General features: G+C 65.1%; 25 protein-coding genes and 1 pseudogene. 14 read left to right on the top strand and 12 right to left on the bottom strand.

Annotation, left to right across the window (positions count from 1 at the left end):
• Window positions 1-2 precede the first annotated feature (2 nt).
• From DBZ32_RS13195 to DBZ32_RS13185, 3 genes are all read right to left on the bottom strand, one after another.
• Entirely contained in the window at window positions 3-1,082 is a 1,080-nt protein-coding gene (locus DBZ32_RS13195; RefSeq protein ID WP_235830182.1) for a COX15/CtaA family protein, read from the bottom strand.
• A 276-nt stretch (window positions 1,083-1,358) separates the two neighbouring features.
• Entirely contained in the window at window positions 1,359-1,619 is a 261-nt protein-coding gene (locus DBZ32_RS13190) for an usg protein (protein ID WP_119167581.1), read from the bottom strand.
• 142 nt (window positions 1,620-1,761) lie between these two features.
• A complete protein-coding gene (locus DBZ32_RS13185) occupies window positions 1,762-2,169 on the bottom strand; it encodes a tellurite resistance TerB family protein (RefSeq protein ID WP_119167580.1) in 408 nt (135 codons plus the stop codon).
• A 333-nt stretch (window positions 2,170-2,502) separates the two neighbouring features.
• Between DBZ32_RS13185 and DBZ32_RS13180 the strand changes: the two genes are divergently transcribed.
• Window positions 2,503-3,369, top strand: a complete 867-nt coding sequence (locus tag DBZ32_RS13180; protein ID WP_119167579.1) for a DUF2189 domain-containing protein — start codon at window positions 2,503-2,505, stop codon at window positions 3,367-3,369.
• Window positions 3,370-3,498: 129 nt separating this feature from the next.
• Window positions 3,499-4,437 carry an AEC family transporter gene (locus tag DBZ32_RS13175; RefSeq protein ID WP_119167578.1) on the top strand — a complete coding sequence of 313 codons (939 nt, stop codon included), beginning with the start codon at window positions 3,499-3,501 and terminating at the stop codon, window positions 4,435-4,437.
• Here the strand turns inward: DBZ32_RS13175 and DBZ32_RS13170 are convergent.
• Window positions 4,415-7,198: an ATP-dependent DNA helicase gene (locus DBZ32_RS13170; protein ID WP_208539214.1), complete on the bottom strand. Its 2,784-nt coding sequence runs from the start codon at window positions 7,196-7,198 to the stop codon at window positions 4,415-4,417. The genes DBZ32_RS13175 and DBZ32_RS13170 overlap by 23 nt on opposite strands.
• A 139-nt stretch (window positions 7,199-7,337) precedes the next feature.
• On the opposite strand from DBZ32_RS13170, the gene DBZ32_RS13165 reads away from it, so the two are divergent.
• From DBZ32_RS13165 to DBZ32_RS13150, 4 genes are all read left to right on the top strand, one after another.
• Window positions 7,338-7,892 carry an RNA polymerase sigma factor gene (locus DBZ32_RS13165; RefSeq protein WP_162906744.1) on the top strand — a complete coding sequence of 185 codons (555 nt, stop codon included), beginning with the start codon at window positions 7,338-7,340 and terminating at the stop codon, window positions 7,890-7,892.
• A gap of 49 nt (window positions 7,893-7,941) precedes the next feature.
• Window positions 7,942-8,445 carry an anti-sigma factor gene (locus tag DBZ32_RS13160; RefSeq protein WP_119167576.1) on the top strand — a complete coding sequence of 168 codons (504 nt, stop codon included), beginning with the start codon at window positions 7,942-7,944 and terminating at the stop codon, window positions 8,443-8,445.
• A 10-nt stretch (window positions 8,446-8,455) separates the two neighbouring features.
• Window positions 8,456-8,917 carry a periplasmic heavy metal sensor gene (locus DBZ32_RS13155; RefSeq protein ID WP_119167575.1) on the top strand — a complete coding sequence of 154 codons (462 nt, stop codon included), beginning with the start codon at window positions 8,456-8,458 and terminating at the stop codon, window positions 8,915-8,917.
• Window positions 8,918-9,203: 286 nt separating this feature from the next.
• Entirely contained in the window at window positions 9,204-10,793 is a 1,590-nt protein-coding gene (locus tag DBZ32_RS13150; protein WP_119167574.1) for a lysine--tRNA ligase, read from the top strand.
• A 9-nt stretch (window positions 10,794-10,802) separates the two neighbouring features.
• Here DBZ32_RS13150 and DBZ32_RS13145 read toward each other — a convergent pair whose 3' ends face one another.
• On the bottom strand, window positions 10,803-11,876 hold the full coding sequence (locus DBZ32_RS13145; RefSeq protein ID WP_119167573.1) for an alpha/beta fold hydrolase: 1,074 nt from the start codon (window positions 11,874-11,876) through the stop codon (window positions 10,803-10,805).
• 104 nt (window positions 11,877-11,980) lie between these two features.
• On the opposite strand from DBZ32_RS13145, the gene DBZ32_RS13140 reads away from it, so the two are divergent.
• The 3 genes from DBZ32_RS13140 to DBZ32_RS13130 all read left to right on the top strand — a co-directional run bounded on the left by DBZ32_RS13140 (window position 11,981) and on the right by DBZ32_RS13130 (window position 14,599).
• On the top strand, window positions 11,981-12,883 hold the full coding sequence (locus tag DBZ32_RS13140) for a LysR family transcriptional regulator (protein WP_119167572.1): 903 nt from the start codon (window positions 11,981-11,983) through the stop codon (window positions 12,881-12,883).
• A gap of 211 nt (window positions 12,884-13,094) precedes the next feature.
• A complete protein-coding gene (locus DBZ32_RS13135; protein WP_208539213.1) occupies window positions 13,095-14,192 on the top strand; it encodes a sulfatase-like hydrolase/transferase in 1,098 nt (365 codons plus the stop codon).
• A gap of 53 nt (window positions 14,193-14,245) precedes the next feature.
• Window positions 14,246-14,599, top strand: coding sequence for an NIPSNAP family protein (locus DBZ32_RS13130; RefSeq protein ID WP_119167813.1), 354 nt, complete (start codon window positions 14,246-14,248; stop codon window positions 14,597-14,599).
• 66 nt (window positions 14,600-14,665) lie between these two features.
• Here DBZ32_RS13130 and DBZ32_RS13125 read toward each other — a convergent pair whose 3' ends face one another.
• From DBZ32_RS13125 to DBZ32_RS13115, 4 genes are all read right to left on the bottom strand, one after another.
• Entirely contained in the window at window positions 14,666-15,064 is a 399-nt protein-coding gene (locus DBZ32_RS13125; protein WP_119167570.1) for a hypothetical protein, read from the bottom strand.
• Window positions 15,065-15,314: 250 nt separating this feature from the next.
• Window positions 15,315-16,160, bottom strand: a complete 846-nt coding sequence (locus tag DBZ32_RS13120; protein ID WP_119167569.1) for a branched-chain amino acid aminotransferase — start codon at window positions 16,158-16,160, stop codon at window positions 15,315-15,317.
• 283 nt (window positions 16,161-16,443) lie between these two features.
• On the bottom strand, window positions 16,444-16,566 hold the full coding sequence (locus DBZ32_RS22655) for a hypothetical protein (RefSeq protein WP_268877945.1): 123 nt from the start codon (window positions 16,564-16,566) through the stop codon (window positions 16,444-16,446).
• 198 nt (window positions 16,567-16,764) lie between these two features.
• The gene (locus DBZ32_RS13115; RefSeq protein ID WP_162906743.1) at window positions 16,765-17,145 is read right to left on the bottom strand and encodes a hypothetical protein; all 381 of its coding nucleotides are present in this window, start codon (window positions 17,143-17,145) and stop codon (window positions 16,765-16,767) included.
• A gap of 279 nt (window positions 17,146-17,424) precedes the next feature.
• Here DBZ32_RS13115 and DBZ32_RS13110 point away from each other — a divergent pair, with 279 nt between their 5' ends.
• Both DBZ32_RS13110 and DBZ32_RS13105 read left to right on the top strand, forming a co-directional pair.
• A complete protein-coding gene (locus DBZ32_RS13110) occupies window positions 17,425-17,769 on the top strand; it encodes a DUF952 domain-containing protein (protein ID WP_119167567.1) in 345 nt (114 codons plus the stop codon).
• The gene (locus tag DBZ32_RS13105; RefSeq protein ID WP_119167566.1) at window positions 17,766-18,818 is read left to right on the top strand and encodes a quinone-dependent dihydroorotate dehydrogenase; all 1,053 of its coding nucleotides are present in this window, start codon (window positions 17,766-17,768) and stop codon (window positions 18,816-18,818) included. The genes DBZ32_RS13110 and DBZ32_RS13105 overlap by 4 nt, the downstream gene beginning before the upstream one ends.
• Here the strand turns inward: DBZ32_RS13105 and arsC are convergent.
• A pseudogene (gene arsC, locus DBZ32_RS13100) lies at window positions 18,815-19,162 on the bottom strand (arsenate reductase (glutaredoxin)). The gene DBZ32_RS13105 and the pseudogene arsC sit on opposite strands and share 4 nt — an antisense overlap.
• A 102-nt stretch (window positions 19,163-19,264) precedes the next feature.
• Between arsC and DBZ32_RS13095 the strand changes: the two are divergent.
• Window positions 19,265-20,509, top strand: a complete 1,245-nt coding sequence (locus DBZ32_RS13095; protein ID WP_119167565.1) for an EAL domain-containing protein — start codon at window positions 19,265-19,267, stop codon at window positions 20,507-20,509.
• Between the two features lie 111 nt (window positions 20,510-20,620).
• Window positions 20,621-21,493 (top strand): TIGR01459 family HAD-type hydrolase, encoded by an 873-nt coding sequence (locus DBZ32_RS13090; RefSeq protein WP_119167564.1) that lies wholly within the window; start codon window positions 20,621-20,623, stop codon window positions 21,491-21,493.
• Between the two features lie 22 nt (window positions 21,494-21,515).
• On the opposite strand, the gene DBZ32_RS13085 is transcribed toward DBZ32_RS13090, so the two are convergent.
• Window positions 21,516-21,758 (bottom strand): hypothetical protein, encoded by a 243-nt coding sequence (locus tag DBZ32_RS13085; RefSeq protein WP_119167563.1) that lies wholly within the window; start codon window positions 21,756-21,758, stop codon window positions 21,516-21,518.
• A gap of 90 nt (window positions 21,759-21,848) precedes the next feature.
• Window positions 21,849-23,084, bottom strand: a complete 1,236-nt coding sequence (locus DBZ32_RS13080) for a S8 family serine peptidase (protein ID WP_208539212.1) — start codon at window positions 23,082-23,084, stop codon at window positions 21,849-21,851.
• Window positions 23,085-23,332: 248 nt separating this feature from the next.
• Here DBZ32_RS13080 and scpA point away from each other — a divergent pair, with 248 nt between their 5' ends.
• A complete protein-coding gene (gene scpA / locus DBZ32_RS13075) occupies window positions 23,333-25,486 on the top strand; it encodes a methylmalonyl-CoA mutase (protein WP_119167562.1) in 2,154 nt (717 codons plus the stop codon).
• Window positions 25,487-25,560: the final 74 nt, after the last annotated feature.

The raw sequence follows: 25,560 nt of genomic DNA, 5'->3' as shown, positions 1-25,560 counted from the left end.
CTTCAGAGCGCCGTCGAGGCGCGCCGCAGGCTGTGCAGCAGGAAGACCGTTGCTGCGATCAGACAGAGCGCCCCGGCCTGGTGCAACGCCCCGAGCCAGACCGGCACGGCCAGCAACAGCGTGACGATCCCAAGCCCGGTCTGTACGAGAGCTACGCCGGCAACGGCAACGAAACCTTGCCGCATCGCCGGTGCCAGGTCCCGGCGGCGAGACCCCAGCCACAGCAGCAACGCCGCGCCCGCCGTCGTGACGGCCAGAAGACGGTGATTGAACTGAATCGCCGCGATGGTCTCGAACCAGTTCATCCACCAAGGCTGCAGGGCCGCGTATCCGGCCGGGATCAGTTGTCCGTCCATCAAAGGAAAGGTGTTGTAGGTCATCCCGGCGTTGGTCCCGGCGACGAATCCGCCCGAGACGACCGTGACGGCCAGAAGCCCCGCGAAGGCTTTCGCCGCTAGGCGCAGAGGCACGGCCTCCGGCGCCGTCGCTGAACCTCTCAAGAGGCTGAGCGCGAGCCACAGCAGATAGGCATAGATGATCAGCGCGAGGGAGAGGTGGAGAACCAGGCGGTACTGGCTGACGTCTGTGCGCTCGCCGAAGAAGCCGCTGGCCACCATGAACCATCCCATGAAGCCCTGCAGCGCGCCGAGGCCGAGCGCGAACAGCAGGTGCGGTTTGATCCAGCCCGGCAGCCTTCCGCGCAGCCAGAACCAGGCCAGCGGCAGGGCATAGGCCAGACCGATCAGACGGCCCCACTGGCGGTGAATCCACTCCCACCAGAAGATCTCCTGAAACTCCGACAGCGTCATGCCGCGATTGATCTGCTGGTACTCGGCAGTCCGTCGGTACAACTCAAGCAACCGCTCCCATTCCGCCGCGCTCAGCGGCGGTAGGAATCCCGAAACCGGCGCCCACTCCATGATCGAGAGGCCGGATTCGGTCAGCCGGGTGATGGCGCCGATCACCGCCATCGCAAAGATCAGCGCCGCCACGCCCAGAAGCCAGAGGGCAACGGCACGCGGCGTCGCCAGCGCCTCGGAAGGGGCGGCTGACCTGGGGGAAGACAGAAGGGAAAAGGTCACGGTTTCCGGAGGTCGACTGTTGCGATTAGGATTAATCCACAACCTATGTGCCGCAGCGCTTCGGTCCAAGCGGCGAAGCGTCACTCCCAACGCACGCCCTCTTGGATCACCCGGCGGCCTTATCGGGCAAAGACGGCTCCAGAGCCTGTTGTGATCGTATGGACTCGCTTCGCGGTTCCGCCGATCCTAGGAAACAGACCCTCACACTTTGAATCGAGACTGGATTCAACAGAATCGCCGGACCCGATACGTGGGTCCGACTGATCACTACCTGGTCTAGTGAAGCGTCAGCAAGGCATCGGCGACGCGTGTTTCCGGCGGGACGATCAGCTTCTGGCCGGCCACCTTGACCGAATGCAACGGCCCATCCAGCTCGCGGATCCAAAAGTCGAGGAACTGGCAGAGCACGGGATACCGCGGAGCCCGATCATAGTCCTGCCAGACGTACGTCTGAAGCAGACCCGGATGGTCAGGCATGTGATAGAGGATCTCCGCCGTGGTCAGACGGTAGTCGTTCAACAGCAATTCCAGGCTCACGGCACCAAACCTCCTGTCCCAGTGACCGTAGTCGGAACCGGAATCCTGCCGCGCGCTCCATCGCCAGCGCAATGTAAAAATGCAATGAAACCAGCATATTAGCAGCAGCCTCTCGAGACTGCTGCCTAAACTTGGGTGGGTGCTACAGCGTCTGGTGGCGCGCCCGCGCCGCGCGCTCTATTGCCGCGGCAGGCAGGCGGCCGACCCGCAGGCGGTAGCGGATCAGTTCGAGCAGACGCATTTCCTCCTGCGCCACCTGACCATCGGCGGCGGCAACGTCGCAGGCAAGCGCATAGGCCGTCTCGCGCAAATGGTCGGGCAGAGCCGTCTCGATGGCATCCATCGCCTTGTCCAACCCGTCTTCGTCGCTGAGCAGATCGGCGCAGGAATCCGCGATCGCGGTCAGGCGCTGAGAGTCGAAACCGCGAAAAACCGGCAGGTAGCGCACGATCTCGCCCATGGTTTCGAGTTCCGCATCGGTCATATCGTCGTCGGCGGCGGAAACCAGAACCATGACGTAGACCAAGGCGGAATGGGGATCGATCTGCACCGGTGAGCCTCCAGGTTTAGTGAGTGCGCCAAGTGATGCCTAGCAGGCAAGTCCGCGTCAAGCGGAGCGGCGGAGCGGGCGCAAAACCCGCCGTTCCGCAACGGCATCGCCGCAAGGGAGTCACAGCACCGCAAAAAACTGTGAATATCCAAACGGCCAGGAGATAATATGGTAAATTGATCCTTAACCTTATCGGGCGAAGCAGCTGGAACCCAAGCACCGCGTCTTGATTTTGGACCGGTCCCAGTCGCGTCGACCCCTACGCTTCGCGGAGCAGCGAAGCGGCGCGAACGATGGAAGCAGTGCGGACCACTCGAAACGTGAGGACCGACTATGGCTACCATACGCAATCCCATCGAATGGGGCGTCGAACAGTTCAAATCGGCGGCACAGCACGCGGACTCCATGAGCCGCTCTGCTAGTCGAGAGGATCGCCCCGCGCAGGTCTTCGCTCCGGAGGTTCGAACCATCCGGGTTGCCGACCTGCGAGACGCTCTGACCAAAGGTGTCGAAGATTTTGCCGCCTATCGCAGTGACATCATTCTGCTGTGCCTTCTCTATCCCATTGTCGGCTTCGTTCTGGCGCGGGTCGCCTTCGGGTACGACCTTCTGCCCCTCCTCTTTCCGCTCGCCTCCGGCTTCGCCCTGGTCGGACCGGCGGCGGCCATCGGTCTCTACGAGATCAGCCGCCGACGGGAGCAAGGTCTCAAGACGACCTGGGCCGATGCCTTCGCGACACTGCGCGCGCCGGCCTTCGGCGCGATCGCGCTGCTGGCCCTTCTGCTCTTCGCGATCTTTTTCGTCTGGCTGGCGTCGGCACAGTGGATCTACGGCGCGACTCTCGGCCCCGAGCCGCCGGCCTCGCTGAGCGGATTCCTGCGGGACGTTTTGACGACGGGTGCCGGCTGGACCCTGATCCTGGCCGGGGTCGGTGCCGGTGCCGTCTTCGCTGTCGTGGTTCTCACAATCAGCGTCGTTTCCTTCCCGCTGCTGCTCGATCGCAACGTGAGCCTGCTGACGGCCATCTCGACCTCGATCCGCGCGGTACGTCGGAACCCCGGACCCATGGCAGTCTGGGGACTGATCGTCGCGGGCGGGCTGGTGATCGGATCCGTCCCGCTGTTGCTCGGCCTGATCTTCGTGATGCCCATCCTCGGACATGCCACCTGGCATCTCTATCGCAAGGTCGTTCGGCACTGAGGAACGCTTCCGGACCGAACGGTTCCGCCCGGTTCGCGGTTCGGTTGCCTATCCGGTCTGCAGGAGCATAGGAGCATTGCCCTCGGCGGTCTGGACTGACCCCGTCCGGCCGGGCTACTTGCGGCCGCCATGGAGGCTATCCTCAACATCGTCCTGCCGGTCTTCGCGATCATGGGCTGCGGCTATGCCGTCGGCCGGGCCGGCCTGCTCGGCGAGCAGGCATCCGGAGCCCTCAACGCCTTCGTTTTCTATGTGGCTCTGCCGGCGCTGTTCTTCGGCACCATGGCCCAGCTCGAACTCTCCCAGATTCTTCACTGGCCCTTCATCGTGGCGTTCGGCGGCGGATTGATCGGAACCTTCGGACTGGCGGTCCTGGTTGCCGCCTTCGTCTTCCCCGGCCGCCTGGCGATTCTGACACTGCATGGCGCGGCGGCGATTTTCTCCAACACCGGCTACATGGGCATACCGCTGCTGCTGATCGCCTATGGCGAGGCCGGGCTGCCGGCCGGCATCATCGCCACGGTGATGACCGGGGTGGTGGTGATGGCGGTCGCCACGATGCTGATCGAGCTGGACGGCAACGGCGACGAAGCGGCCCTGCAACTGGCCAGGAACGCCTTGGCGGCCGTCGTCAAGTCGCCGCTGCTGCTCTCCGCCGCCGCCGGCATCCTCTGGGCTTGGTCGGGTCTGGATCTGCCAACACCGGTCGCGCGCTTCTGCGACCTCATGGGCTCGACCGCGGGTCCCTGCGCGCTGTTCGCGATGGGGCTTTTCATGGTGGGCAAATCCCTGACCGCCGGAATCGGAGAAGTGGGATGGCTGTCCATGCTCAAGCTCCTGGTCATGCCGGCGGTGACCTACTGGCTCGCCTTCCATGTTATGACGATGGAACCGATCTGGGCCCAGGCGGCCGTGATTCAGGCCGCTCTGCCGACCGGCGCCCTGGTTTTCGTCCTGGCGCACCGTTACGGCCTTTACATCCAGCGCGCCACCGCCGCCATCGTGATCTCGACGCTGCTGTCGATCGGCACGATCTCGGCGATCTTCATCTACTTCGGAGTCGGTTAGTCTCGCCTTGCAGGAATGCCTGCGTCTCCGCGACGGCCTCCGCGAGACCGACGCGGACGAAGTCGACGCTCTCGGGAAAGGCGCTGGCGAAACGCGAGGGCACCATGGGATCCAGCAGGACGAAGACGCCGTGATCGTCGGCGCGCCGCACCAGCCGGCCGTAGGCCTGGCGCAGCTTCAAGCGTGTGATCATGTCGTCGTAGCGTTTGCCGCCGAAGGCCGCGCGCCGCGCCTTGTGGCGCAAGTCCGGCCGTGGCCAGGGCACGCGGTCGAAGACAATCAGACGCAAGGCCCTGCCCGGAACGTCCACGCCGTCGCGTACCGCATCAGTACCGAGCAGACAGGAGTCGGGCTCGGCCCGGAAGATCTCGACCAATGTGGCCACGTCCAGACCGTCGAGATGCTGGGCATAGAGCTCCAGCCCCGCCTGTTCCAGTGGACGACCGAGCCGCGCATGCACGGCGCGTAGCCGGCTGATCGCAGTGAAGAGACCCAGCGCGCCGCCCCCGGCCGCCAGGAAGAGCTCGCGCACTGCGGACGCCACCTGATCGAGGTCGTCCTTACGCACGTCGGTGACCACGAAGATCCGCGTCTGAGCCGCATAGTCGTAAGGCGAGGGCACCTGAGCGCGAATCGCCGGGCGCGGCAGGTGGACGCTGCCGCTGCGCTGCGCCGCGACCAACCAGTCCAGCTCGGAATCGCCCGATTTGTCGGTCAAGGTCGCGGAGGTGACGACGGCTCCGTGAGACGGCGCAAGGACAGCTTGAGCAAAAGGTTCGGTCGGATCCACCCAGTGGCGGAAGAAGCCGACGTCGATGTCGCGTCCTTCGATCCGTTCCACCGCCAACCAGTCGACGAACTCCGGCGGCGAGGCGTCGGAGTCCAACACGCGCAGCATTTGACGCCAGGCGCGCAGCGGCCGCACCGCGCGGCGTTCCAGCGATCGCATCGTCGCTTCGATCCGGCGGCGCGTATCGCCGTCCAATGTGTCGGCGTCTCTATCGAGCCGTGCCGCGAGGCCGTCGCGCAGCTCCACCAGCGGCTGCTCCAACTTCTCCAGCGCGGTCTCCAGGTCCTTGGCCGCCGCGACCAAACCTTCGGCCACCGGGCGTACCTCGGTTTCCAGGCTGTAGCCTTCGCCGCGCTGCGGCGCCCGGGCGTAGACCTGCTGGCGAACGCGCGCCAGAAAGCGCTCGGTCGGTCCTTCGCCGCCATCGGGATCGGCCACCCGCTGATGCCAGCCTTCCGCCGCGAGCACACGGGCGCTTCGCAGAGCCCGTTGAAGCAGGGTTTCGAGATGATCCTGCCCGGTTACCAGATCCTCGATGCGGCGTTGCAGTCCCCTCTGCCGGCTCGAGCCGCCTCGGCGCGTCGCCTCGGCACCCAGCAGCCAGCGGCGCAACTCCATGGTTTCCTGGCCCGAGAGGTGAGCGGCAAAGGCGCTATCCGCCGCATCGAAGAGGTGATGCCCCTCGTCGAAAACGTAGCGCTGCGGCAACTGACCGTCTTCGCTGCCGCCAAGCGCCGCCTGGACCATGACCAGCGCATGGTTGGCCACCACCAGCCGGGCCCGGCGGGCCCGGCGTACCGAACGCTCGATGTAACACTTCCTGTAGTGCGGGCAGGCGGCGTAGATGCATTCGCCGCGCCGGTCGGCCAGCCCGAAGGTGCGCCCGCGACCGGTCAGATCCGCGAGCCAGCCGGGCAGATCACCGCCGACCATGTCGCCGTCGCGCGTCGCCAGCGCCCAACGCGCCAGCAGGCCGAGCGGCACGGCGCTGGCGGGCCGCGCCGCCAGACCGCGCACCGCCTCCTCGTAATTGAGCAGGCAGAGGTAGTTCTCCCGCCCCTTGCGCACGACGACCTGCCGGATCTTCTCGGCGCGGTGAGGAAAGAGCCGGTCCAGTTCGCTGTCGATCTGCTGTTGCAGATTGCGGGTGTAGGTGGAGAGCCAGACGGCGCCGCCGTTCTTTTCCGCCCAGAGGCTGGCTGGCGCGATATAGCCGAGCGTCTTACCGACCCCAGTCCCGGCCTCCGCCAGAACCAGGTGCGGGTCTTCCTCCCGGTCGCGCGGCGCGAACGCGGCCGCGACGGCGCTGGCATAGTCCGCCTGTTGCGGCCGCGCTTCGGAGTCCGAATCGAGCAGATCGGCCAGGCGTCGGCGCGCCTCCTCCGGATCGACCGGCTCATTGCCGGCCGGCGGTTCCGGCGCATGCTCGGACCACTCGGACAAGCGCTCCCAAACTTGGTATCCGCTGGACCGGCGCGGCGCGGTCTCAGCCTTGCCGAAGTCGAGGGCCCCCAGGACGGCCTGGCCCCAGGGCCAACCGGCCTGCGTCATGGTCCAGGCGATGGACAGAGCCTGACCGTTCAGCCCCTCGCGCGCGGCCAACTCCGCCAAGAGGCGGTCGGCCACCTGGCCCAGTGCGACCGCCTGCGCCTCCAGGCTGCGCGGGTCGCCGAGATCGAGCGCCTGCGCCAGCCCGCGCGGCGTCGGCGCGCAGAAGCGGGCGGGCCGCACGAAGGCGAAGAGTTCCAACAGGTCGAAGGCCGGAAAGGGATCGATGCCCAGCCGCGTCGCCGTTGCCCGCCGATGACAGACCAGCGGGGGCTGCCGGCTGGCCCGCTGGGCGGCTTCGGCTGGACTCAGCGAGTCCACCTCTCCGTCGGGGGTCAACCAGACGGCGGCGGTAACGGCGGCAACAAGAGAAGGAGGCGATTCGCGCATGGCGCGCGGAGTATAGGCGGCCCCGCCCGGCATGGCACCGATTCGGACTGGCGGGTTTCATAGCTGCTGCTTCCAGGCTGGGACTCCTGCGGAAAACACCCGGCGAAAACTGCCGTACAGGGCTTTGCAGGCTGGCCTCGCGCCCTCGCAGGCTTTATTGCCTAGCCGTGACATGTCCGGAGATCCGCATCAGATCAAACAGCTCGTGCGCGGCGACAAGCCGGCATGGGACGGATTCGTCGCCGACACGGCAGCGGTGGTCTATGCCGCCGTGCAGAAGCGCCTGGTGCCCGCCGGTCGCGGCGACGAGGCCGACGACGTCGTGCAGGAGGTCTACCTCAAGCTCTGCCGGAACGACTACAAGCTGCTGCGCGGCTACGATCCGGGCAAGGCGAAAATCACCACCTTTCTGACCGTGATCGCGACGACGACGGCCATCGACACTCTGCGCCGCGGCCGCCCCACCGGCGTGCATGCCGAGGCGATCGACGACGTCCCGGAGTATCGGCTGGCGGTCGATCCGGTCGAGCCCGTGCAACCGGTCCGCATTCCCGAGGGTTTGCTGTCGGAGCGCCAGGCCGCGGTATTGCGCATGCTGTACGACGAGGAAAAGGACGTCGCCGAAGCGGCAACGCTGCTGGGCGTCGAGGCACAAACGGTGCGGTCGATGCACCACAAGGCACTGACCAAGCTGCGTCAGCATTTCGCTGAGGTAGATAAGGGATGACCGCCGTGGACGGGACGTACAAGTTTTCGTGAGATAGGGGTGTTGCGAGATGACTGGGGAGCAGGAGTTCGAGATCGGAGGCGCCGCAGCGCGGCAGCTCTTGGCACGCTCGGATCGTGGCAGGGGCGCGGTCGAGCGACCGGGGCCGGTCGTCCTGGCCGCTTGGCTGGAAGGGCACCTGAGCGAGACCGAAGCCGCGGAGGTCGAAGCCTGGATCGCCTATGCGCCGGAGGCGGCCGAGGACGTCGCCTTGTTGCGTGAAGCGCTCAAGCCGGACGCGCGAGATCCGCTGGCCGCGCCTGCGCCGCTGGTCAGCCGCGCGCAGGCCATCGTCCGGGCACCGCTCAAGGCACGCCCCGAAGCCGGTGCCTGGATAGAAGGCCTACTGGGCCAACCGCTTCTGCGCTGGGGTGCAATGGCGGCGCTGGCGCTGGTCGTAGGCGTCGGAGGATTCGAGATCGGCAATCAGGGACTGGCACCCTCGCTCGCCCCCCTTCAGACGTCGCAGGTGACGGTGGCCGATTTCGGCGCTCAACCTGCCCCCTTCCTCTAGGCGGCCCGCGATGCGCGCTCCGCTCTTAACGACGGCCCTCGTCCTCTCCCTGTTGCTCAATCTGGGTTTGCTCGGCGGCGCCGTCTTCGGCCACTTTGCCGCAAGTGACGAAAGACCCGATCCGCAAGCGCATATCGACAGTGTCGCCGAACGGCTTGCACTCACGCCTCAAGAAACCGAGGGTCTGCGGAATTTCCGCCAACGCACGCTCGACGGACTCGCTAGCCAATACTCGGAGGGCACATCGACCCGCGACGAGCTGGTCGATATGCTGAACGACGAGGTCTACGATACGGCACGCGTGGAACAGATTCTCAACACGCGCGATGGGGACCGAAACGCCTTCTGGGCAGGGGTCGGCACCGACCTGCACGGCTGGGCCGCCGATCTGAGCCCCGATCAGCGGGTCCAGTTCGTCGAGATGGCGAAGGAGCGGGACTTCTTCCGCCACCTCTTCGCGCGCACGGATTAAACCGGATTGCACTTAGGCGCCCTGCTCCGGCGCGATCATCATCATGAAGGGAATGGCGGGCGGGTGCTTGAGAATCAGGTGGCCCATGGCGGTCACCGTCTTGTGCTCGCCGTAGGTCGTCATTCGCGTTCTCCCCAAGAAAACTAAGGCCATATCGATCCAGCCGTAACAGGCCTGCATGACACCCCCGTTGCAATCGCATCGAGGGCGCGTTGACGGCTATCCATCGCCCCCCTAGCTTGCGCACCCCTCCTGTGGAGGTTCTTGGTGTGGGAATAGCAGAACGATGACGAGCGAACGCGCGCTGGCGGAGACGGCGAAAGCTTGGCCTTTCGACGAGGCCCGCAAGCTACTCAAGCGTCTGGACGGCAAGACACCCGATAAGGGATATGCCCTGTTCGAGACGGGTTACGGCCCCTCGGGCCTGCCGCATATCGGCACCTTCGGCGAGGTGGTGCGCACCACCATGGTCCGTCACGCCTTCCAGAGTCTGTGCGACATCCCCACGCGCCTCTTCTGCTTCTCGGACGATATGGACGGCCTGCGCAAGGTCCCGGACAACGTTCCGAACAAAGAGATGCTGACCCAGCACCTGGGCAAGCCGCTGACCTCGATCCCCGATCCCTTCGGTGACGAACACGAGAGCTTCGGTGCGCACAACAATGCACGCCTGCGCGCCTTCCTGGACGCCTTCGGCTTCGACTACGAGTTTAAATCCTCGACCGACTTCTATCGCTCGGGCCGATTCGACGCCGCACTGCTGACAGTGCTGGAGCGCTACGAGGAGATCATGCAGGTCATGCTCCCGACGCTCGGGGAGGAGCGGCGGCAAACCTACAGCCCCTTTCTGCCGATCTCGCCGAAAACGGGGCGGGTGTTGCAGGTCCCGATCCTGGAGCGCAAGGTCGAGGCTGGAACGATCGTCTTCGAGGACGAGGACGGCGGCAAGGCCGAGCTGCCGGTCACCGGCGGTCACTGCAAGCTGCAATGGAAGCCCGATTGGGGCATGCGCTGGGCGGCCCTGGGCGTCGACTACGAGATGTCCGGCAAGGATCTGATCGAGTCGGTACGCCTGGGCGCGCGCATCTGCAAGATCCTCGGCGGCCAACCGCCCGAAGGCTTTACCTACGAGCTCTTCCTGGACGAGCAGGGCGAGAAGATCTCGAAATCCAAGGGCAACGGCCTGTCGGTCGAGGAGTGGCTGACCTACGCGCCGCCGGAGAGCCTGTCGCTCTTCATGTACCAGAAGCCGCGGGCCGCAAAGCGGCTTTACTTCGATGCCATTCCCCGCACGGTGGACGACTACCTGAGCTTCCTCGCCAAATTCGAGGAGGAACCGGCGGGCAAGCAAGTCGAAAACCCGGTCTGGCACATCCACGGCGGCGAACCGCCGCGTGAACCCGCCCACCTCTCCTTCAGCCTGTTGCTGAACCTGGTGGGCGCCTGCAACGCGGACGCGCCGGAGGTGCTCTGGGGCTTCATCAGCCGCTACGCGCCGAGCGCAAGCCCGGCGAGCGATCCGACTCTGGCGAAGCTGGTCGACTACGCGATCGTCTACTACCGGGATTTCGTCAAGCCCGCCAAGCGCTACCGGGCGCCCACGCCGGAGGAACGCCCGGCTTTCCAGGATCTGTTGACGGAACTGGAAGCACTACCCGACGGCGCCGATGGCGAGACCATCCAGAACCGGGTCTACGAGATCGGCAAACGCGAGACCTTCCCCTCCCTACGCGATTGGTTCAGGGCCTGTTACGAAGTACTTCTGGGTCAGGAGCAAGGGCCGCGGCTCGGTAGCTTTTTCGCACTCTACGGCCTGCCGGAGAGTCGGGCCCTGGTCGCCCGCGCCCTGGCCGGCGAGGACCTGGCACGGACCTAACCGGCAGCCTCATTCAACGAGAAAAGTCGTCACCGCCTGCAAGAAGGCATCCCGGCCGCGTTCAGCGCGATCGAGATGCACGAAATGGGTCGCCTGCGGAATCTCGACGACGCGCAGCTGGCCGCGGTCACGCGCGCCGAGGTGTGCTGACAGCAGCGTCACATCCTCGGGACGCGACCAGAAATCGATCTCCGACCGGACGACCAGGACGTCGGCGGCGATCAGGCGCGCATCCCACAGAGCGGCGCCGGTGGCGAGCAGGAAGCTGTCGGCCATGGCGCCGGAGGGCGCCCGAAAGCTCGGCGGATCGCGCTGCTCGCTCGTGGGATCGCTGTCCAGCGCCGCCTCTACGTAGGCTTCGGCAACCGCGGGTGCACGCCAGGCCGCCTTGTCATCGATCGGGATGGACCGGTCCCAGCCAGGCAGAAGGCTGTCGGCGGCGTTCAGCCGGTAGTTCTGGAAGCGCTCGATGTTGAAGCGTTCCGGATCGTTGGGATCCGCGACCCGCGAACCGCGCCCGATGGTGGGATGATCCGATGTGTAGCCGTAGAGTGCGTTGTAGAGAACGAGTTTCGAGACTCTCTCCGGGACGAGAGCCGCATAGGCTCCGGCCCAGTGTCCGCCCGTTGCCCAACCTAGGATCGCGACCTGTTCGGCACCGCTGCGCGTCAGAACGGCGTCGACGGCGGCTGCGAGGTCCCGCACCGCCGCACCCGTCCGCACCAGGGGCTCGGCGGGATGCCGCGGCGCATTCATGGCCGCCGGCCGCGTCGAGGCTCCGTAGCCGCGAAGATCGACGATGTAGACGGCCAAGCCCGACGCGGCGAGATCGGCGGCCAGACTGCCGCCCGTCACCTCGAGATCGAAGGACGGCACACCCGGGACACGGGCACCATGCAGAAGAATAACCGGATGGCCGACGGGCGGAACGGTAGGATCGACGACTTCGCGAACGGCGATTTCGACGCCAGGGTCCGAGGTTACCGTAAAGGACGCGCGTTCCGTGCTGGCGAGCGCCGTGCAAGATGCGAACAGAAGAGCAGCGGCGAATAGGACCGTAGGTTTCACATCGGCAGGTTTCATATCGGCAGTTCCCGAAATCGTGCATCTTCAAAGGCAGCTGTGACGCACTATATGATCTGCTGAAAATACTATCTCTGGCTCATATGATACGGTAAGGCTATCGCATGTCGGCTCTCGATCATCGGGTGCTGCGGCAATTTCTCGCCGTTGCCGAACAGGGAACCGTGAGGGCCGCCGCCCGCGCCCTTAACATGAGCCAACCGCCCTTGACGGCCGCCATCCGGCAGCTGGAAGAGCGATTGGGCCTGCAGCTCTTCGCGCGCAGCGTCGCCGGAATGACTCTGACGGATGCCGGGCAGGCTCTTGCGGACGAAGCCGCCGCCATTCTCGGGCGGTTGGAGCGCACGGAGGCGCTCCTGCTGGAAGTCGCTGGGCGCCCGAAGCCTCTCCGCATCGGTTTCGTCTCGGCCGCCTTGAACGGAGCGCTGCCCGCACTCCTGCGTAGTCTCAAAGCTCAGAGCCGACCAGCGCCCAAACTTCATGAGATGACGACGCCACAGCAACTCGATGCGCTGAAGCACGGCAAGATCGATGTCGGGTTACTGCATCCGCCGATCCCGGCACTTTCGGACTTCGACAGCCGGTCGCTTGGACGTGATCCCTTCTGGGCCGCACTTCCGGCCGACCATCGCCTGGCCCGCCGTAGGTCGTTGCGCTTCGCCGAGATTACACGGGAGCCCTTCATTCTCTTTCCGGAGTCTCAAGGCCCCGTCCTCTACGACAAAATCCGTACGCTCGTGCACGGCACGGGACGGGACTTTCAGATCGCTGCCGAGACGGAGCGTCTCCACAGCCAAATGGCACTGGTCGCCGGCGGGCTGGGCGTCGGTTTGATCACACGACTGACGGCAGCGAACCTGACGATCCAGGGCGTCAAAGCGATTCCGCTGAAGGATACCCAGGACCGGCTTTTCACGGAACTATGGTTGACGGCGGATAGCGGGCGGACGCCGGAGTTGCTCGAGATGGTTTGCCATCATCTCCATCGGAGGCGATCAAAACTCTAGAAGGGCCGATATCCGATTGAAATCGCCCGATCCGCAAATTGAATTTCTCTCTTTTCCACGCAGCGCCCATTTCTCCTTCAACACATTTCGACGGAGAAATGCTATGACCCGGGGCTTCCTCCTTGTTCTACTGACCGCTGCGGCATCTATCTTTTCGGTCAGTCCCGCGCTCGCTCAATCGGATGCGGCAGAACCAGGCCGCGCGATTCTCTTGAAAATCGATGGGCTGCACCCTGCTTCCATCGATCGCTTCGGCCTTTCCAACATTCAGGCCCTGCGGACGCGCGGAACCTCGGTGGAGACGGCTGTTCTGCTGTTCCCGGCGCATCCAACGGTCGGAGACTACGGAGATTGGCACAGCACGTCCTTCCCCAACGTCTCGACCCTGGCCGGGACCGCGTTTCTGAGGGAGGAACCGGTTTTTCTTCAGCAGGTTTTCCGCAGCCGCGGAAGAACACTGCACGCCGCCGGAAGCGCAGCCTACCGATCGCTCAACGAGGGGTTCGACTATGCGCTGACCGCATCGGGCGTGACGGACGCGGAGGTCATGGATTTCACGATGTCTGCCTTAGAGGCCGAAGGAGACATCGTCTTCATGCGTATCATGCTGCAGGAGACAGGCGCGGCCGGTCGCGTTCGCTCCGGCAAGAACCTGTCCGACGAGCCCTGGGCGCAGAGTATCTTTCATCCCGAGTCACCCTACCGTGCGGCCGCCGAAAACGCCGACCGCCAAGTTGGCCGGCTGATCGCATTCCTGGAGTCTCGCGGGCAGCTTCACGACACGCTCTTCGTCGTCATGGGCGACGGCCAGTCGCCTCACGGCTGGCACCTCACATTGGATGAGGAGGCCGCGCTTACCCCCCTCATCTTCGCCGGACCGGGCGTGGCTGAGGGTCGGGTGCTCGACTACGCGGAAAGCATCGACGTGGCACCGACGATCACCGCCTTGATGGGACTGTCTCCTCCAACCAGCGACGGGGGAGCCGGGCGCGTGCTTTCCGGTGTCTTGGCGCTAGGCGAGGCAGGCGATCATCCGCGTCAGCTCGCAACAATCAACCGGCAGATCAGAACCTACCGGCAGCTCCATGCTCAGGCCGTCCTCGCAGCCTCGACGGAGCCGAGAATGAACTTGCTGCTGATGGAGCTGACCCACGCGCTTCTTTCGGAGTATCAGTTCTTCACGCCCGAACGCATCATGGAATGGCACGAGGCGGAAGACCTGGATCGGATGATCGAGGCGAACGACTGGGTCCTGGAGACGCTGCGCCTGGCCTTGAACGAGAGTATCTACCGCTTCGGCGAATTCTAGGGCAGTTTCAGCCAAGGGCCCTGGAAGCGAAGAGGCAGCAGTTGGAGAACGAAATGATCAATCAGCTTCGCATCTACGAGATTTTCGAGGAGAACAAGACGGCTTTCCATGAGCGGTTCCGCGATCATGCGCAGCGGATCATGCAGACCTACGGGTTTTCCATCCTCGCCATGTGGGAAACGCGAAAAGAGGATCGGACGGAGTTCGTCTACCTGTTGGAATGGCCCGACGAGGCCGCGAAGGATGCGGCTTGGAACGCCTTCATGGCGAATCAGGAATGGAAGGACATCAAACAGGAAACAGCCGCCCGGCACGGTAATCTCGTGGGCGACATCGAAGACCGGATCCTCTACGCCACAAGCTACTCGGCAGTCTTGGCGCGCCCTTGGGCGGCATCGGCCTCCTGACCGCACCGACTGCGACGAGCGGAGCGCTGTCGTTCGAACCGCGATAGGACGAGCAGATCCGGGCCCCTAGCCGCCGCACATCGGACAGGTGAAGCCACTACCCTGGGGCGCCGCCGGATGGCTGGTGTTCTCCAGGCTGCGGTCCTCGCCGAAGGCATGGTAGTTCCGGCACTGCTTCTCGTAGGCCGCCTGTGCGTTGCTGGCGTAGGAGAACTTGAAGGCGTTCGCCACCGGCTTGCCGCCGAGCATGCGGTTGAACAATCCAGGTTTGCCGACGCCGCGACTGACTGCGGTCAGCAGAGCGTTCGCCACGTTCTGGTCGTCACGGCCGACATACTGAACCTGGAAACGGCCGGACTTGTCCTTGTGGCCGATCGCGAAGGTCCCCGGAAGGGGTTGCGTGACGGAGGCCTCCACGACTCGCCGGTCGAGGTCGAAAGGGCCGTCCATATCGAGCTTGGCCAAACCAGGCGCTCCCTGACAGAGAAGTCTCAAATCAGAGTGCAGTAAACCCGATCCACATTTCCGCTTGGTTAATATCGAGTCAGCCCGCCGCGCTCTCACTGGAAAGCGGCCCTCTCGACCGGACAGTGATCAGTCGGACCACGTATTGGATCCGGCGATTACGTTAAATCCAATCCAGATTCAAAGTGTTAGAGTCTGTCTCCTGTGATCGGCAGAACCGCGAAGCGATTCCATACGATCGCAACATGCTCTAAACCGGCGAAGTATCGTGCGCCCACTGCCAGTAGAGTTCACGGGCACGGCGGTAGATCGGGCCTGGCTGCAGTTCGCGCTCCTCGATCCGGGTGATGGGCATGACCTTGCCGTAATTGCCGGTCGAAAAGATCTCGTCGGCCTTGAGAAAGTCCTTCCAGGTCAGAGGCCGCTCATGGACCTCGATGCCGGCCTCCTGCATCAACTTGTGGCTGCGCTGCTTGGTGATGCCGTTGAGGAAGGTCCCGTTGGGCATCGGCGTGTGAGCCGCGCCGTCGAGGCCCAACCAGATATTGGCCGTGGCCAGCTCAGCCACGTTGCCGAGCGCGTCGCAGAGCACGGCGTTGTCGAAGCCCCGGCTTTTCGCCTCGAGCATCGCCCGGCCGCTGTTGGGATAGAGGCAGGCGGCCTTCGCATTGGTCGGCGCCATCTCCAAGGTCGGACGGCGGAAGGGGCTGAGTGTGATCGAAAAGCCGTTCGGCTCGGGCAAGGGCGACTCGTGAATCGAAAGGCAGAAGCGCGTCGTCTCGGGATCGGCGGCGACGAAGCCGGCCTCGGCCCAGTACATGGGGCGGACGTAGAGTTCGGCCTCCTTCGAGAACTTCTTCAAGCCCTCGGCGACCAGCTCCAGAAGCTCTCCCTCCTGATGCAACGGCTTGAGGCCGAAGGCGGACGCGGAGGCATTCAACCGGCCGCAATGCAGATCCATATCGGGAATGACCCCTTCGAAGGCGCGCGCGCCATCGAACACCGTGGAGGCCATCCAAAAGCCATGGGACATCGGCCCCATGATTGCCGGGTTGCCCTCATGCCACTGCCCGTCGAAGAAATGCCAAGCGGTCATTGCCGTCCTCGTTCCAATGCATTGCGATCCGTGCGAGGAAACGACTTGTCCCCGACCCGGCACGCGGTCAAAGGGCAGCATAGCGGGCGATGCGGCACGCGCAATGCCGCGCGACACCAGCCGGCGCGGATCGCGGCATCATGCCCCCCGCAGGCACTGAAGCCCGAGGCTCCGTCGTATCGGAAGCGGGAAGGCTGCGACCCCAAGCCGCCGTCGTCCGCACCCAAGACCGCCGTCTGGCGGACGCAGGACGAAACGGCGCGCGGCCCCGCTCACGATCCGCCTAGTGGCGATTGAGAAAACGCTCGGTCAGGCTCTCAGTTACGATACCCGCGGCGAAGGTGAACACGACAGCCACGGCGGTAATCAGACTGGCGATTTGCAGGATGCTGAGATCTTCGAGCATTGCGGTAGAGGTCCCGTTTTTACCGGTCGAGCGACGCTCATGAGTCGAAATTGATATGACCATTTGGAAAGTGGTCATACCAATTTCAAGTGAATAGCGTTGCGACGCGCTTGCAGTTTGCGCGGATCAGATTTGCATTGATCGATTTTCGGGCGAGTGATTCGAGCTGGTCCGTCGGTCGCGGCCGAGCTGCAGGTGCTATTCCGCTAAGCGGACCATGGCACGATAGATCCGCTCTGCCGTGGCACGATCCACTCCCGCCACCGCGGCACCGGTCGCAATCATCAAGGCATCGGGCTCACGCGGCACCGTGACCACGTCGCCGTTCTTCGGTCCGGCGAGGGCCTCCAAAGCCGCCGACAAGGCCGGGCTGTCGACGGTCCGGCCGAGAACCGCCAGTTCGTCTGCCGCGAGGCCGGCGAGGGTATCGAGATCGACGGCCAGATCGCGTGCCTGCATCGGACCGTCGCCGAACGGCGAGGCCTGCAACGCACTGCCAGTGGAAACCGAGCTTAGACCGCCCTCGATGACGCGGAGAGCGGGCCAACCAGCGGCCCTGCCTGAGGTGGAACGGGACATGTTCCTTCAACTCCCAACTACAAAACTGACGCGAATGCGGCACAGACAACCGCCGAACCACTATCGGCGCAGTTTCTAGCCCGAAAATTAAAATCGCTTACGAGCTTAATGAATCTTTATGTAAACGAATACATTGCCACTCGATCTTGAACAGGTCGGCGGTCTTCGTCTAGATCGGATCCACATGACTCTAGGGATGGCGCAGAGTGCCGATGCGGCGATTCCATTACGTCACGATCTGCTCTAGAAGCCGTTCAACCTTCTCCGGACTGGACCGCCATGTCGTTGATCTTTCACGTCTGCCCGCGCGAGGCCTGGACCGCCGCCGAGACGGACGGCCGCTATAGGGGCTCCGCCGACGACGAGCGCGACGGCTTCATTCACTTCTCCATCGGCGACCAGGTGATGGACTCCGTCGCCAAGCATCGAGCCGGTCAGGACGGACTTGTCATCCTGGGTGTCGCCGCCGACGTGCTGGGACAGGCTCTCAAGTGGGAACCCTCGCGCGGCGGCCAGCTCTTCCCGCACCTCTACGGCACCTTACCGGTCGAGGCCGTCGTCTTCGTGAGGGACCTGCCACTGGGCGCCGACGGCCGTCATCTTTTCCCTTCGCTCGATCCATGAGTCTCTACACAGCCTTTCGCCCGCTGCTGTTTCGCCTACCGCCGGAGCGCGCCCATGCCTTCACCCTCTGGGCGCTGAAGTCGGGGCTGCTGGGCGTCGGCGGAAATGCCGGCGACCCGGTTCTGGAGACCGAGGTCTGGGGCAAGCGCTTCGCCAACCCGCTCGGCATCTCGGCCGGTTTCGACAAGAACGCCGAAGTCATGGCCCCACTCCTGCGCCTCGGCTTCGGGTTCGTCGAGGTCGGCTCGATCACCCCGAAGCCGCAGGCGGGCAACCCGCGTCCGCGCGTGTTCCGCCTGCCGCAGTCTCACGCCGTGATCAATCGCCTGGGCTTCAACAACGAAGGCATCGCCGGAGCCGAACCACGGCTCAGAGCCTTTCGTGCCGACCCGACGCCCGGCGTCCTGGGCGTCAATCTCGGGAAGAACAAGCAGGGCGAGGCGCGCGCCGACTACGGCGCCGGAACCCGCGCACTGGCGCCCCATGCGGATTATCTGGTGATCAACGTGTCCTCGCCGAACACACCGGGCCTGCGCGCCCTGCAGGGCCGCGCAGAGCTGGAAGGCCTGATCGCCGCCGTACGCGCGGAACTGCCGGATCCGCCGCCGCCGCTGGTGCTGAAGATCGCGCCGGACCTGACCGAAGCCGATAAGCGCGACATTGCAGAGGTTGCGCTGGCCAGCCTCGACGGCTTGATCGTCTCCAACACCACCCTGGCCCGGCCCGAGAGCCTCGATGACGAACAACGCCAGGAAAGCGGGGGACTGTCGGGCCGACCGCTGTTCGACCCCTCGACCAGACTACTTGCCGAGATGTACCGCCTGACCGAGGAGCGCATTCCGCTGATCGGCGTCGGCGGCGTCGAGGACGGTGCGACCGCCTACGCCAAGATCCGCGCCGGCGCCAGCCTGGTTCAGCTCTATACCGCCTTGATCTATCAGGGTCCCGACCTGGTTCGCCGCATCAAGCGGGAACTGGCCGATCTGCTGAAACAAGACGGCTTCGCCCAGGTCGGCGAGGCCGTCGGCGCGGATGCGGGCAAGGGCTAGAGGATTTCCAGCACCTGCTCCGGCGGGCGGCCCAGAGCGGCCTTGCCGCCGCTGACCACGATCGGGCGCTCGATCAGGATGGGGTGGGCCGCCATGGCCGCGAGAATCTCCGCGTCGCTTTTGGCCGGATCGGCAAGCCGCAGTTCCTTGTAAGCTGCTTCCTTGGGGCGCAGCAGGTCTCGCGGTTGGAGACCGAGCTTCTTGAGCAGAGCGCGCAAAGTGGCGACGTCGGGCGGTGTCTCGAGATACGCGACAACCTGCGGCTCCACTCCCTGCTACCTCAGCAAGGCCAAGGTTTGGCGTGATTTCGAGCACCGCGGGTTGTGATAGATGGTGACGCTCATGCCCTTGGATCTTTCATAAGACTGGGAGCCCTCGCAAGACAGATATTCTGGCCGGCTCGTGGTTAACGCTTGTGCAAGCCCTAGGGGCGCAGTCTCGCAGTCATGCTGCGCGCCTGTCTTTTCCTACTGGTCCCGCTGGCGCTCGCCGCCGGACTCTGGTTTCTGCTACCGAGCCTGCTGCCGGACCTCGAACCGAGCCCGCGCGGCTGCCTGGCGGCCGGCCTGGCGCTTCTGCTGAGCGCCGGACTGACGATGGTCTGGCAGGCTCGCCAAGTCACAACGCTTCGCCACGAACTCAACGACCTGCGGCACAGCTTTCACGGCGCCGAGCAGGAAATGCTCTGGGCTCGCCGTGAACTTCAAAGCCTGATCGAGGCACTGCGGGCACGCTCGGCGACCCAGGTGGCCCAGCCCGAGCGTGCGCTCAACGAAGCACGCGCCGAGGTCAAGCTGCTGCAATCGGTGGTCACCCAGCTCGAAGGGCCGCAAACCCCGGCGGCTGTCGCGCCCGAGACTCCCGAGATCGCGCTCCGCCGCGCAGATACGCCTGAAAGGAAGTCAACCGGCGGGGCATCGACCGGCGGGAGCACAAGCAATCGGGAGATCGATCGACTCGATTCCAAGAGTGCGCTGACGGCCGTCCGCGATGCCCTGAAGCACGACCGCATCGAACTGGTGTTGCAGCCGATCGTCAGCCTGCCGCAGCGTCGTCGCCGATTTTACGAATGCTTCTCGCGCTTGCGCGATGCCGAGGGGCGCACGTTGCTGCCGAAGACCTATATCACGGTCGCGGAGCGCGCCGGTCTGATCGCGGCGATCGACAATATGCTGCTGCTTCGCTGCATTCAGCTCGTCCGACGTATTCAGAGGAAGGGGGAGCGGGCGGGCTTCATCTGCAACCTTTCGCCCAACACGCTGAAGGACGCCGAATTCTTCGGCGACTTCGTCGACTACCTGGATGCCAACGTGGAACTGGCACCCAGCCTGATCTTCGAAATGAACCAGACGGACTTCAACGAGCTGGCCCCGGAGGCGGAGGACTACCTGCTGCGCCTCTGGCACCTGGGTGCAGGCCTTTCGATCGACGGCGTGCAGGATCTCTCCTTCGATCCGGCCAAGCTCGGGGCACGACATGTCGGTCTGATCAAGATCTCGGCGGACGCTCTGCTCGGCACCTCGCCGAAGGCCGTGGCGAAACTGCGCCAGGGCCTGGCCGAAGCGGACATCGACTTGATCGTCGAGCGCATCGAGAGCGACGCGCAACTGGTCGAACTGCTGGAACTCGGCATCGACTACGGCCAGGGTTACCTCTTCGGCGAACCTCGCCCAGCCCGCGAGGCGGCCTGAGGGCTCCTGCCGAGAGACGGCCTCGGTTGAGCGGGAGGGGCCGCTTCCCTCCACAGCGTCGGCTGTGGCACAAGGAGGCCGCTTTCCTTCAAGCTCACGAGCGGCCTCCCCATGACGATCCCTCTGCACGCCGGCCTGGCGCCCTTGGCCACGGCCTACGACGCCTACATCTGCGACCTTTGGGGCGTCCTGCACGACGGCGTGCGGGCCTTCCCCGAGGCCATCGACTGCCTGGAGCGCCTGCGCGAACGAGGCGCCAAGATCGCTGTCTTGTCGAACGCACCGCGCCGCGCCGCCGAGGTGGAGGCCAGGATGAACGAGCTGGGAGTTACGCCCGGCCTTTACGACCTGGTGCTCTCCTCGGGCGAGATGACCTGGCGGCATCTGGCGGAGCGTCGCGAGCCCTGGCACGCCCAACTCGGGCGGCGCTGTTATCACATCGGCCCGGAGCGGGACCGTGGCATCCGCACGGGACTCGATTACGAGTTCGTGGCGGAGGTGTCGGCCGCGGACTTTCTGCTCAATACCGGAACGCACAGGACCGATTCGACGCTCGAGGACTACGCGGACGAGCTGCGGGCCGGCGCTGAGCGGTACCTGCCGATGGTCTGCGCCAACCCCGACCTGGAGGTGATCCGCGGCGGCCAGCGGGAGATCTGCGCCGGCCTGCTGGCCCAGCACTACGAGAGCCTGGGCGGCGAGGTCCGCTATCACGGCAAACCCTATGCCGAAGCCTACGAGATCTGCCTCACGGGGCTGGGACTGTCGGACCGCAGCCGCATCGCCGCACTCGGCGACTCCCTGCGCACCGATATCGCAGGAGCGAAGGCAGCCGGCATGGCTTCGCTTCTCGTCGCGGGCGGAATCCACGCAACGGCGCTAGAGATCAGGGAAGGCGAGATGCCGACACACGCGGCCGTCGACCGCCTTTGCGCGGACGCCGGTTTAGCGCCCACGGCCTGTCTGCCGGTCCTGCGCTGGTGACGGAGGGGCGAGTGGCCGCTCTTTACTGCGGGCCGTCGCCGTCGGACGGAGGAAGTTGGACCGTCCCTTCCTCACGCACGTCCTGGACGCCGGCGATCCGGGCGGCCTGAGGGAAGAGGTCGCTGTCGCCGGCGCCGAAAATTGCGCCAATCTCCGGCCGGACGTCCTCGACCTTGAAACCCAGCTTCTCGAGCTCCGCGCCGATGGCCGCCGTCTGGCGCAGGTGCTTCGCATCCACCGTCACCGCAATCGCGCACCAAGCCATTCGATCTCGCCTTCCGATCCAGCTTTCTGCCGCCGCTTTCGGCTCCGGGCGGCGGGCCAGGCCGTTTCCGAACTTACAACAGGCGTCGATTTAAGACAGCGCCGGCTGTGCTTCAATCGGGGCCTGCACGAGCCCTCGGCCGACATCGCGTTCCGCTGCCGAAAGCGCCGCGGCACTAGACAACAGCCTATCCCACAGCGCGCGGCCCCGCAAAGCAGGGTCGCTCTGCGCCCAGAGCGCGGCACAACCGGCCACATGCGGGCAGGCCATGCTGGTTCCGCGCAACGATCCATAGGTCTGAGGCAAGGGCAGGGAGGAGAAGACGCCGACGCCCGGCGCCGCGAGGTCGATCTCCCCGCCGTCGCCGTTGATGCCGCCGCTCGAGAACTCAGCCACATCCAGCGCCTGATCCAGAGCGGCGACCGCCAGGATCGAGGGCGAGTTCGCCGGCATGCCGACGGGGGCAATGTAGCCGGCCCCCCGCGCGCTCTCGTTCCCGGCCGCCGCCACGATCAGACTCCCGGAACGCAGCGCTGCCTGGGCTTCGCGCTCGTAGAGCATGTTGTAGGTCTCTCCGCGCCGGACCGCGGCCCCGAGGGACATGGAGACGACCTCACAGCCCTCGCCCACCGCCCAGGCCATGCCCGCAAGAATGTCCCGCTCCCGACCGGCCCCCCTATTGTCGAGCACCTTGCCGATGTAAAGCTCGGCCTGCGGCGCAACACCATAGCGCAGGGCCTGTGGGTCCGCCGGGCGCCCGGCCGCCGTGCCCGCGCAATGGGTGCCGTGGCCTTGCAGGTCGTCCGCCTCCTCGCCCGGCACGAAGCTGCGGTTGACGACGCTGCGCCCGCTGTAGTCTGGATGCTGCAGATCCAGGCCGGTATCCAGGACCGCGACCTTGATCCCCTCGCCGGTAAAACGGCTGTCGAAGGCGCCGGTCGCCGCGACACCCCAGGTGCGCTCCTCGGTGTCCTGAAAGGGCGCGGTGGCGAAGAGATAGAATTCCGGGCGCGTGTCCGCGACGGCCGCCTGGTTCGCGAGCAGGCCTATCAGGTCTCTGGCCCGGTCCGGGGCGCACTCCGGCACGAAGGCCACGCCCAGCTCGGTCAGAACCGCACAGACCTCGCGCTCCGTCGCCATGAAGTCGGTGAGGTCGGCGATGGCCGACAGGGACGAGGCCCGCAGACCCCCGGCCTCCAGCGCCCCGATCTGGGCGACCGTCTCGGCCCCCTCCTTGAAGATCACCACCAGACCTCCGGTCGGCACCGGTCGCTGCCGGTCCAGCAAAACGTCGACTTGAACTTCTCCGGAGGCACCATCGGACATGCTGTCGTCGCTCCTTCTGTGGTTTCGACTAAGCGGTAAGGGTGTCAAGGCTCTGCTCGCCACGGAAGAGACCTTTTCGCCTCATCGCCACCGTGAAGCGATCACAGAAGATCCGCAATCTCGCCAACCTCACCTTGCCGACCGGAGCCGCCGCGTGGACAGCCCACGCGCCTGCGTGGTTATATCCGACGGAACGAACAGAGGTCTGACGACAAGACCGGCGCGGCGTGACGGCGGGTACCAAAGCAATGGCGGATTTTCCGAAGAAGAGCCTTGAAGACTGGCAGGCGCAAGCGGCCAAGGATCTGAAGCGGGACTCGGTCGAGGGCCTGACCTGGACCACACCCGAGGGCATCGAGATCAAGCCGCTCTACACGGCCGCGGACCTGGAGCAGATCGCCGGCGCCGAGGCCTTGCCGGGCTTCGCGCCTTTCACGCGCGGTCCGCGCGCGACGATGTACGTCGGGCGGCCCTGGACCGTGCGGCAGTATGCCGGCTTTTCCACCGCCGAACAGTCCAACGCCTTCTATCGGGCCAATCTGAAGGGTGGGCAGAAGGGCCTGTCGGTCGCTTTCGACCTGGCGACCCATCGCGGTTACGACAGCGACCACCCGCGCGTGGTCGGCGACGTCGGGAAAGCCGGCGTAGCGATCGATTCCGTGGAAGACATGAAGATCTTGTTCGACGGCATCCCGCTGGATCAGATGTCGGTCTCCATGACCATGAACGGCGCGGTGCTGCCGGTGATGGCCGGCTATATCGTCGCCGCCGAGGAGCAGGGGGTGGGACCGGACAAGCTGAGCGGCACGATCCAGAACGACATCCTCAAGGAGTTCATGGTCCGCAACACCTACATCTATCCGCCCGAACCCTCGATGCGGATCGTCGCCGACATCATCGAGTACACCGCGAAGCAGATGCCACGCTTCAACTCCATTTCCATCTCCGGCTACCACATGCAGGAGGCTGGCGCGACGGCGGTGCAGGAGTTGGCCTTCACCCTGGCCGACGGCCTGGAGTATGTCCGTGCGGCTCTTTCGAAAGGGCTGCAGGTCGATGCCTTCGCCCCGCGCCTGTCCTTCTTCTTCGCCATCGGCATGAATTTTTTCATGGAGGTGGCCAAGCTGCGGGCCGCACGCATGCTCTGGGCGCAATTGATGGCCAAGCACTTCGGACCGCGGGACGCCCGTTCGCTGATGCTGCGCACCCACTGTCAGACCTCCGGCGTGTCGCTGACCGAGCAGGACCCCTACAACAACGTCGTGCGCACGACGGTCGAGGCCCTCGCTGCCGCCTTGGGCGGAACCCAGTCGCTGCACACCAACGCGTTGGACGAAGCCGTCGCGCTGCCGACTCCTTTCTCCGCGCGCATCGCGCGCAACACCCAGTTGATCCTGCAGGAGGAGACCGGCATCACCAACGTCGTCGACCCCTTGGGCGGCAGCTACTACGTGGAGAGCCTGACCCACAGTCTGGCCGCCCATGCCCAGGCGTTGATCGACGAGGTCGAAGCGCTCGGCGGCATGACCAAGGCGGTCGACACCGGCATGCCCAAGATGCGCATCGAGGAATCGGCCGCCCTGCGCCAGGCCCGGATCGACCGCGGCGAGGAGACCATCGTCGGCGTCAACAAATATGCCGCCGAAACGGCCGAGGAGATCGACATTCTCTCCATCGACAATGCCGAAGTTCTGACCAAGCAGGTCGAGCGGCTGAAACGGGTGCGCAAGAACCGGGACGAGGCGCAGGTCAGGGCGACACTCGACGCGCTCTCGACGGCGGCGGAAACCAAGACCGGAAATCTTCTGGAACTTTCGGTGAATGCGACGCGGGCCCGCGCCACGGTCGGCGAGATCTCCGATGCTCTGGAGCGAGTCTTCACCCGCCACCGCGCCGTCGTCCGCTCTATCTCCGGCGTCTACGGCTCGGCCTACGAGGGCGACGAAGGCTTCCGGCGCATCTGCGGCGAGGTCGAGGACTTCGGCAAGGAGGAAGGCCGCCGCCCGCGCCTGCTGGTGGTCAAGCTGGGGCAGGACGGTCACGACCGCGGCGCCAAGGTCATCGCCACCGCTTTCGCCGATATCGGCTTCGACGTCGATGTCGGCCCGCTGTTCCAAACACCGGACGAGGGCGCGCGCCAGGCGATCGAGAACGACGTACACGTGGTGGGCATCTCGAGCCAGGCCGCCGGCCACCGCACGCTGGTTCCGAGCTTGATCGACGCCCTCAAACAAGAGGGCGGCGAAGACATTCTGGTGGTCTGCGGCGGTGTAATCCCGCCTCAGGACTATCAGTTCCTGATGGACGCCGGCGTTTCGGCTATCTATGGCCCCGGCACCAACATTCCCCAAGCGGCGAGCGAAATCCTCGGCCTGCTGCGCCGTGCCCGCAAGGCAGCTTGACCGCCACGATGAAGACCCGGACCGGGACACGCGGCCCAAAAATACGCGGCTCAACCATAAGCGACCCAGGGAAA

This window comes from Algihabitans albus, from assembly GCF_003572205.1.
Lineage (GTDB): Bacteria > Pseudomonadota > Alphaproteobacteria > Kiloniellales > DSM-21159 > Algihabitans > Algihabitans albus.
Note: the sequence above shows the minus strand (reverse complement) of the source record. Positions and strands in the feature narration are given on the sequence as shown.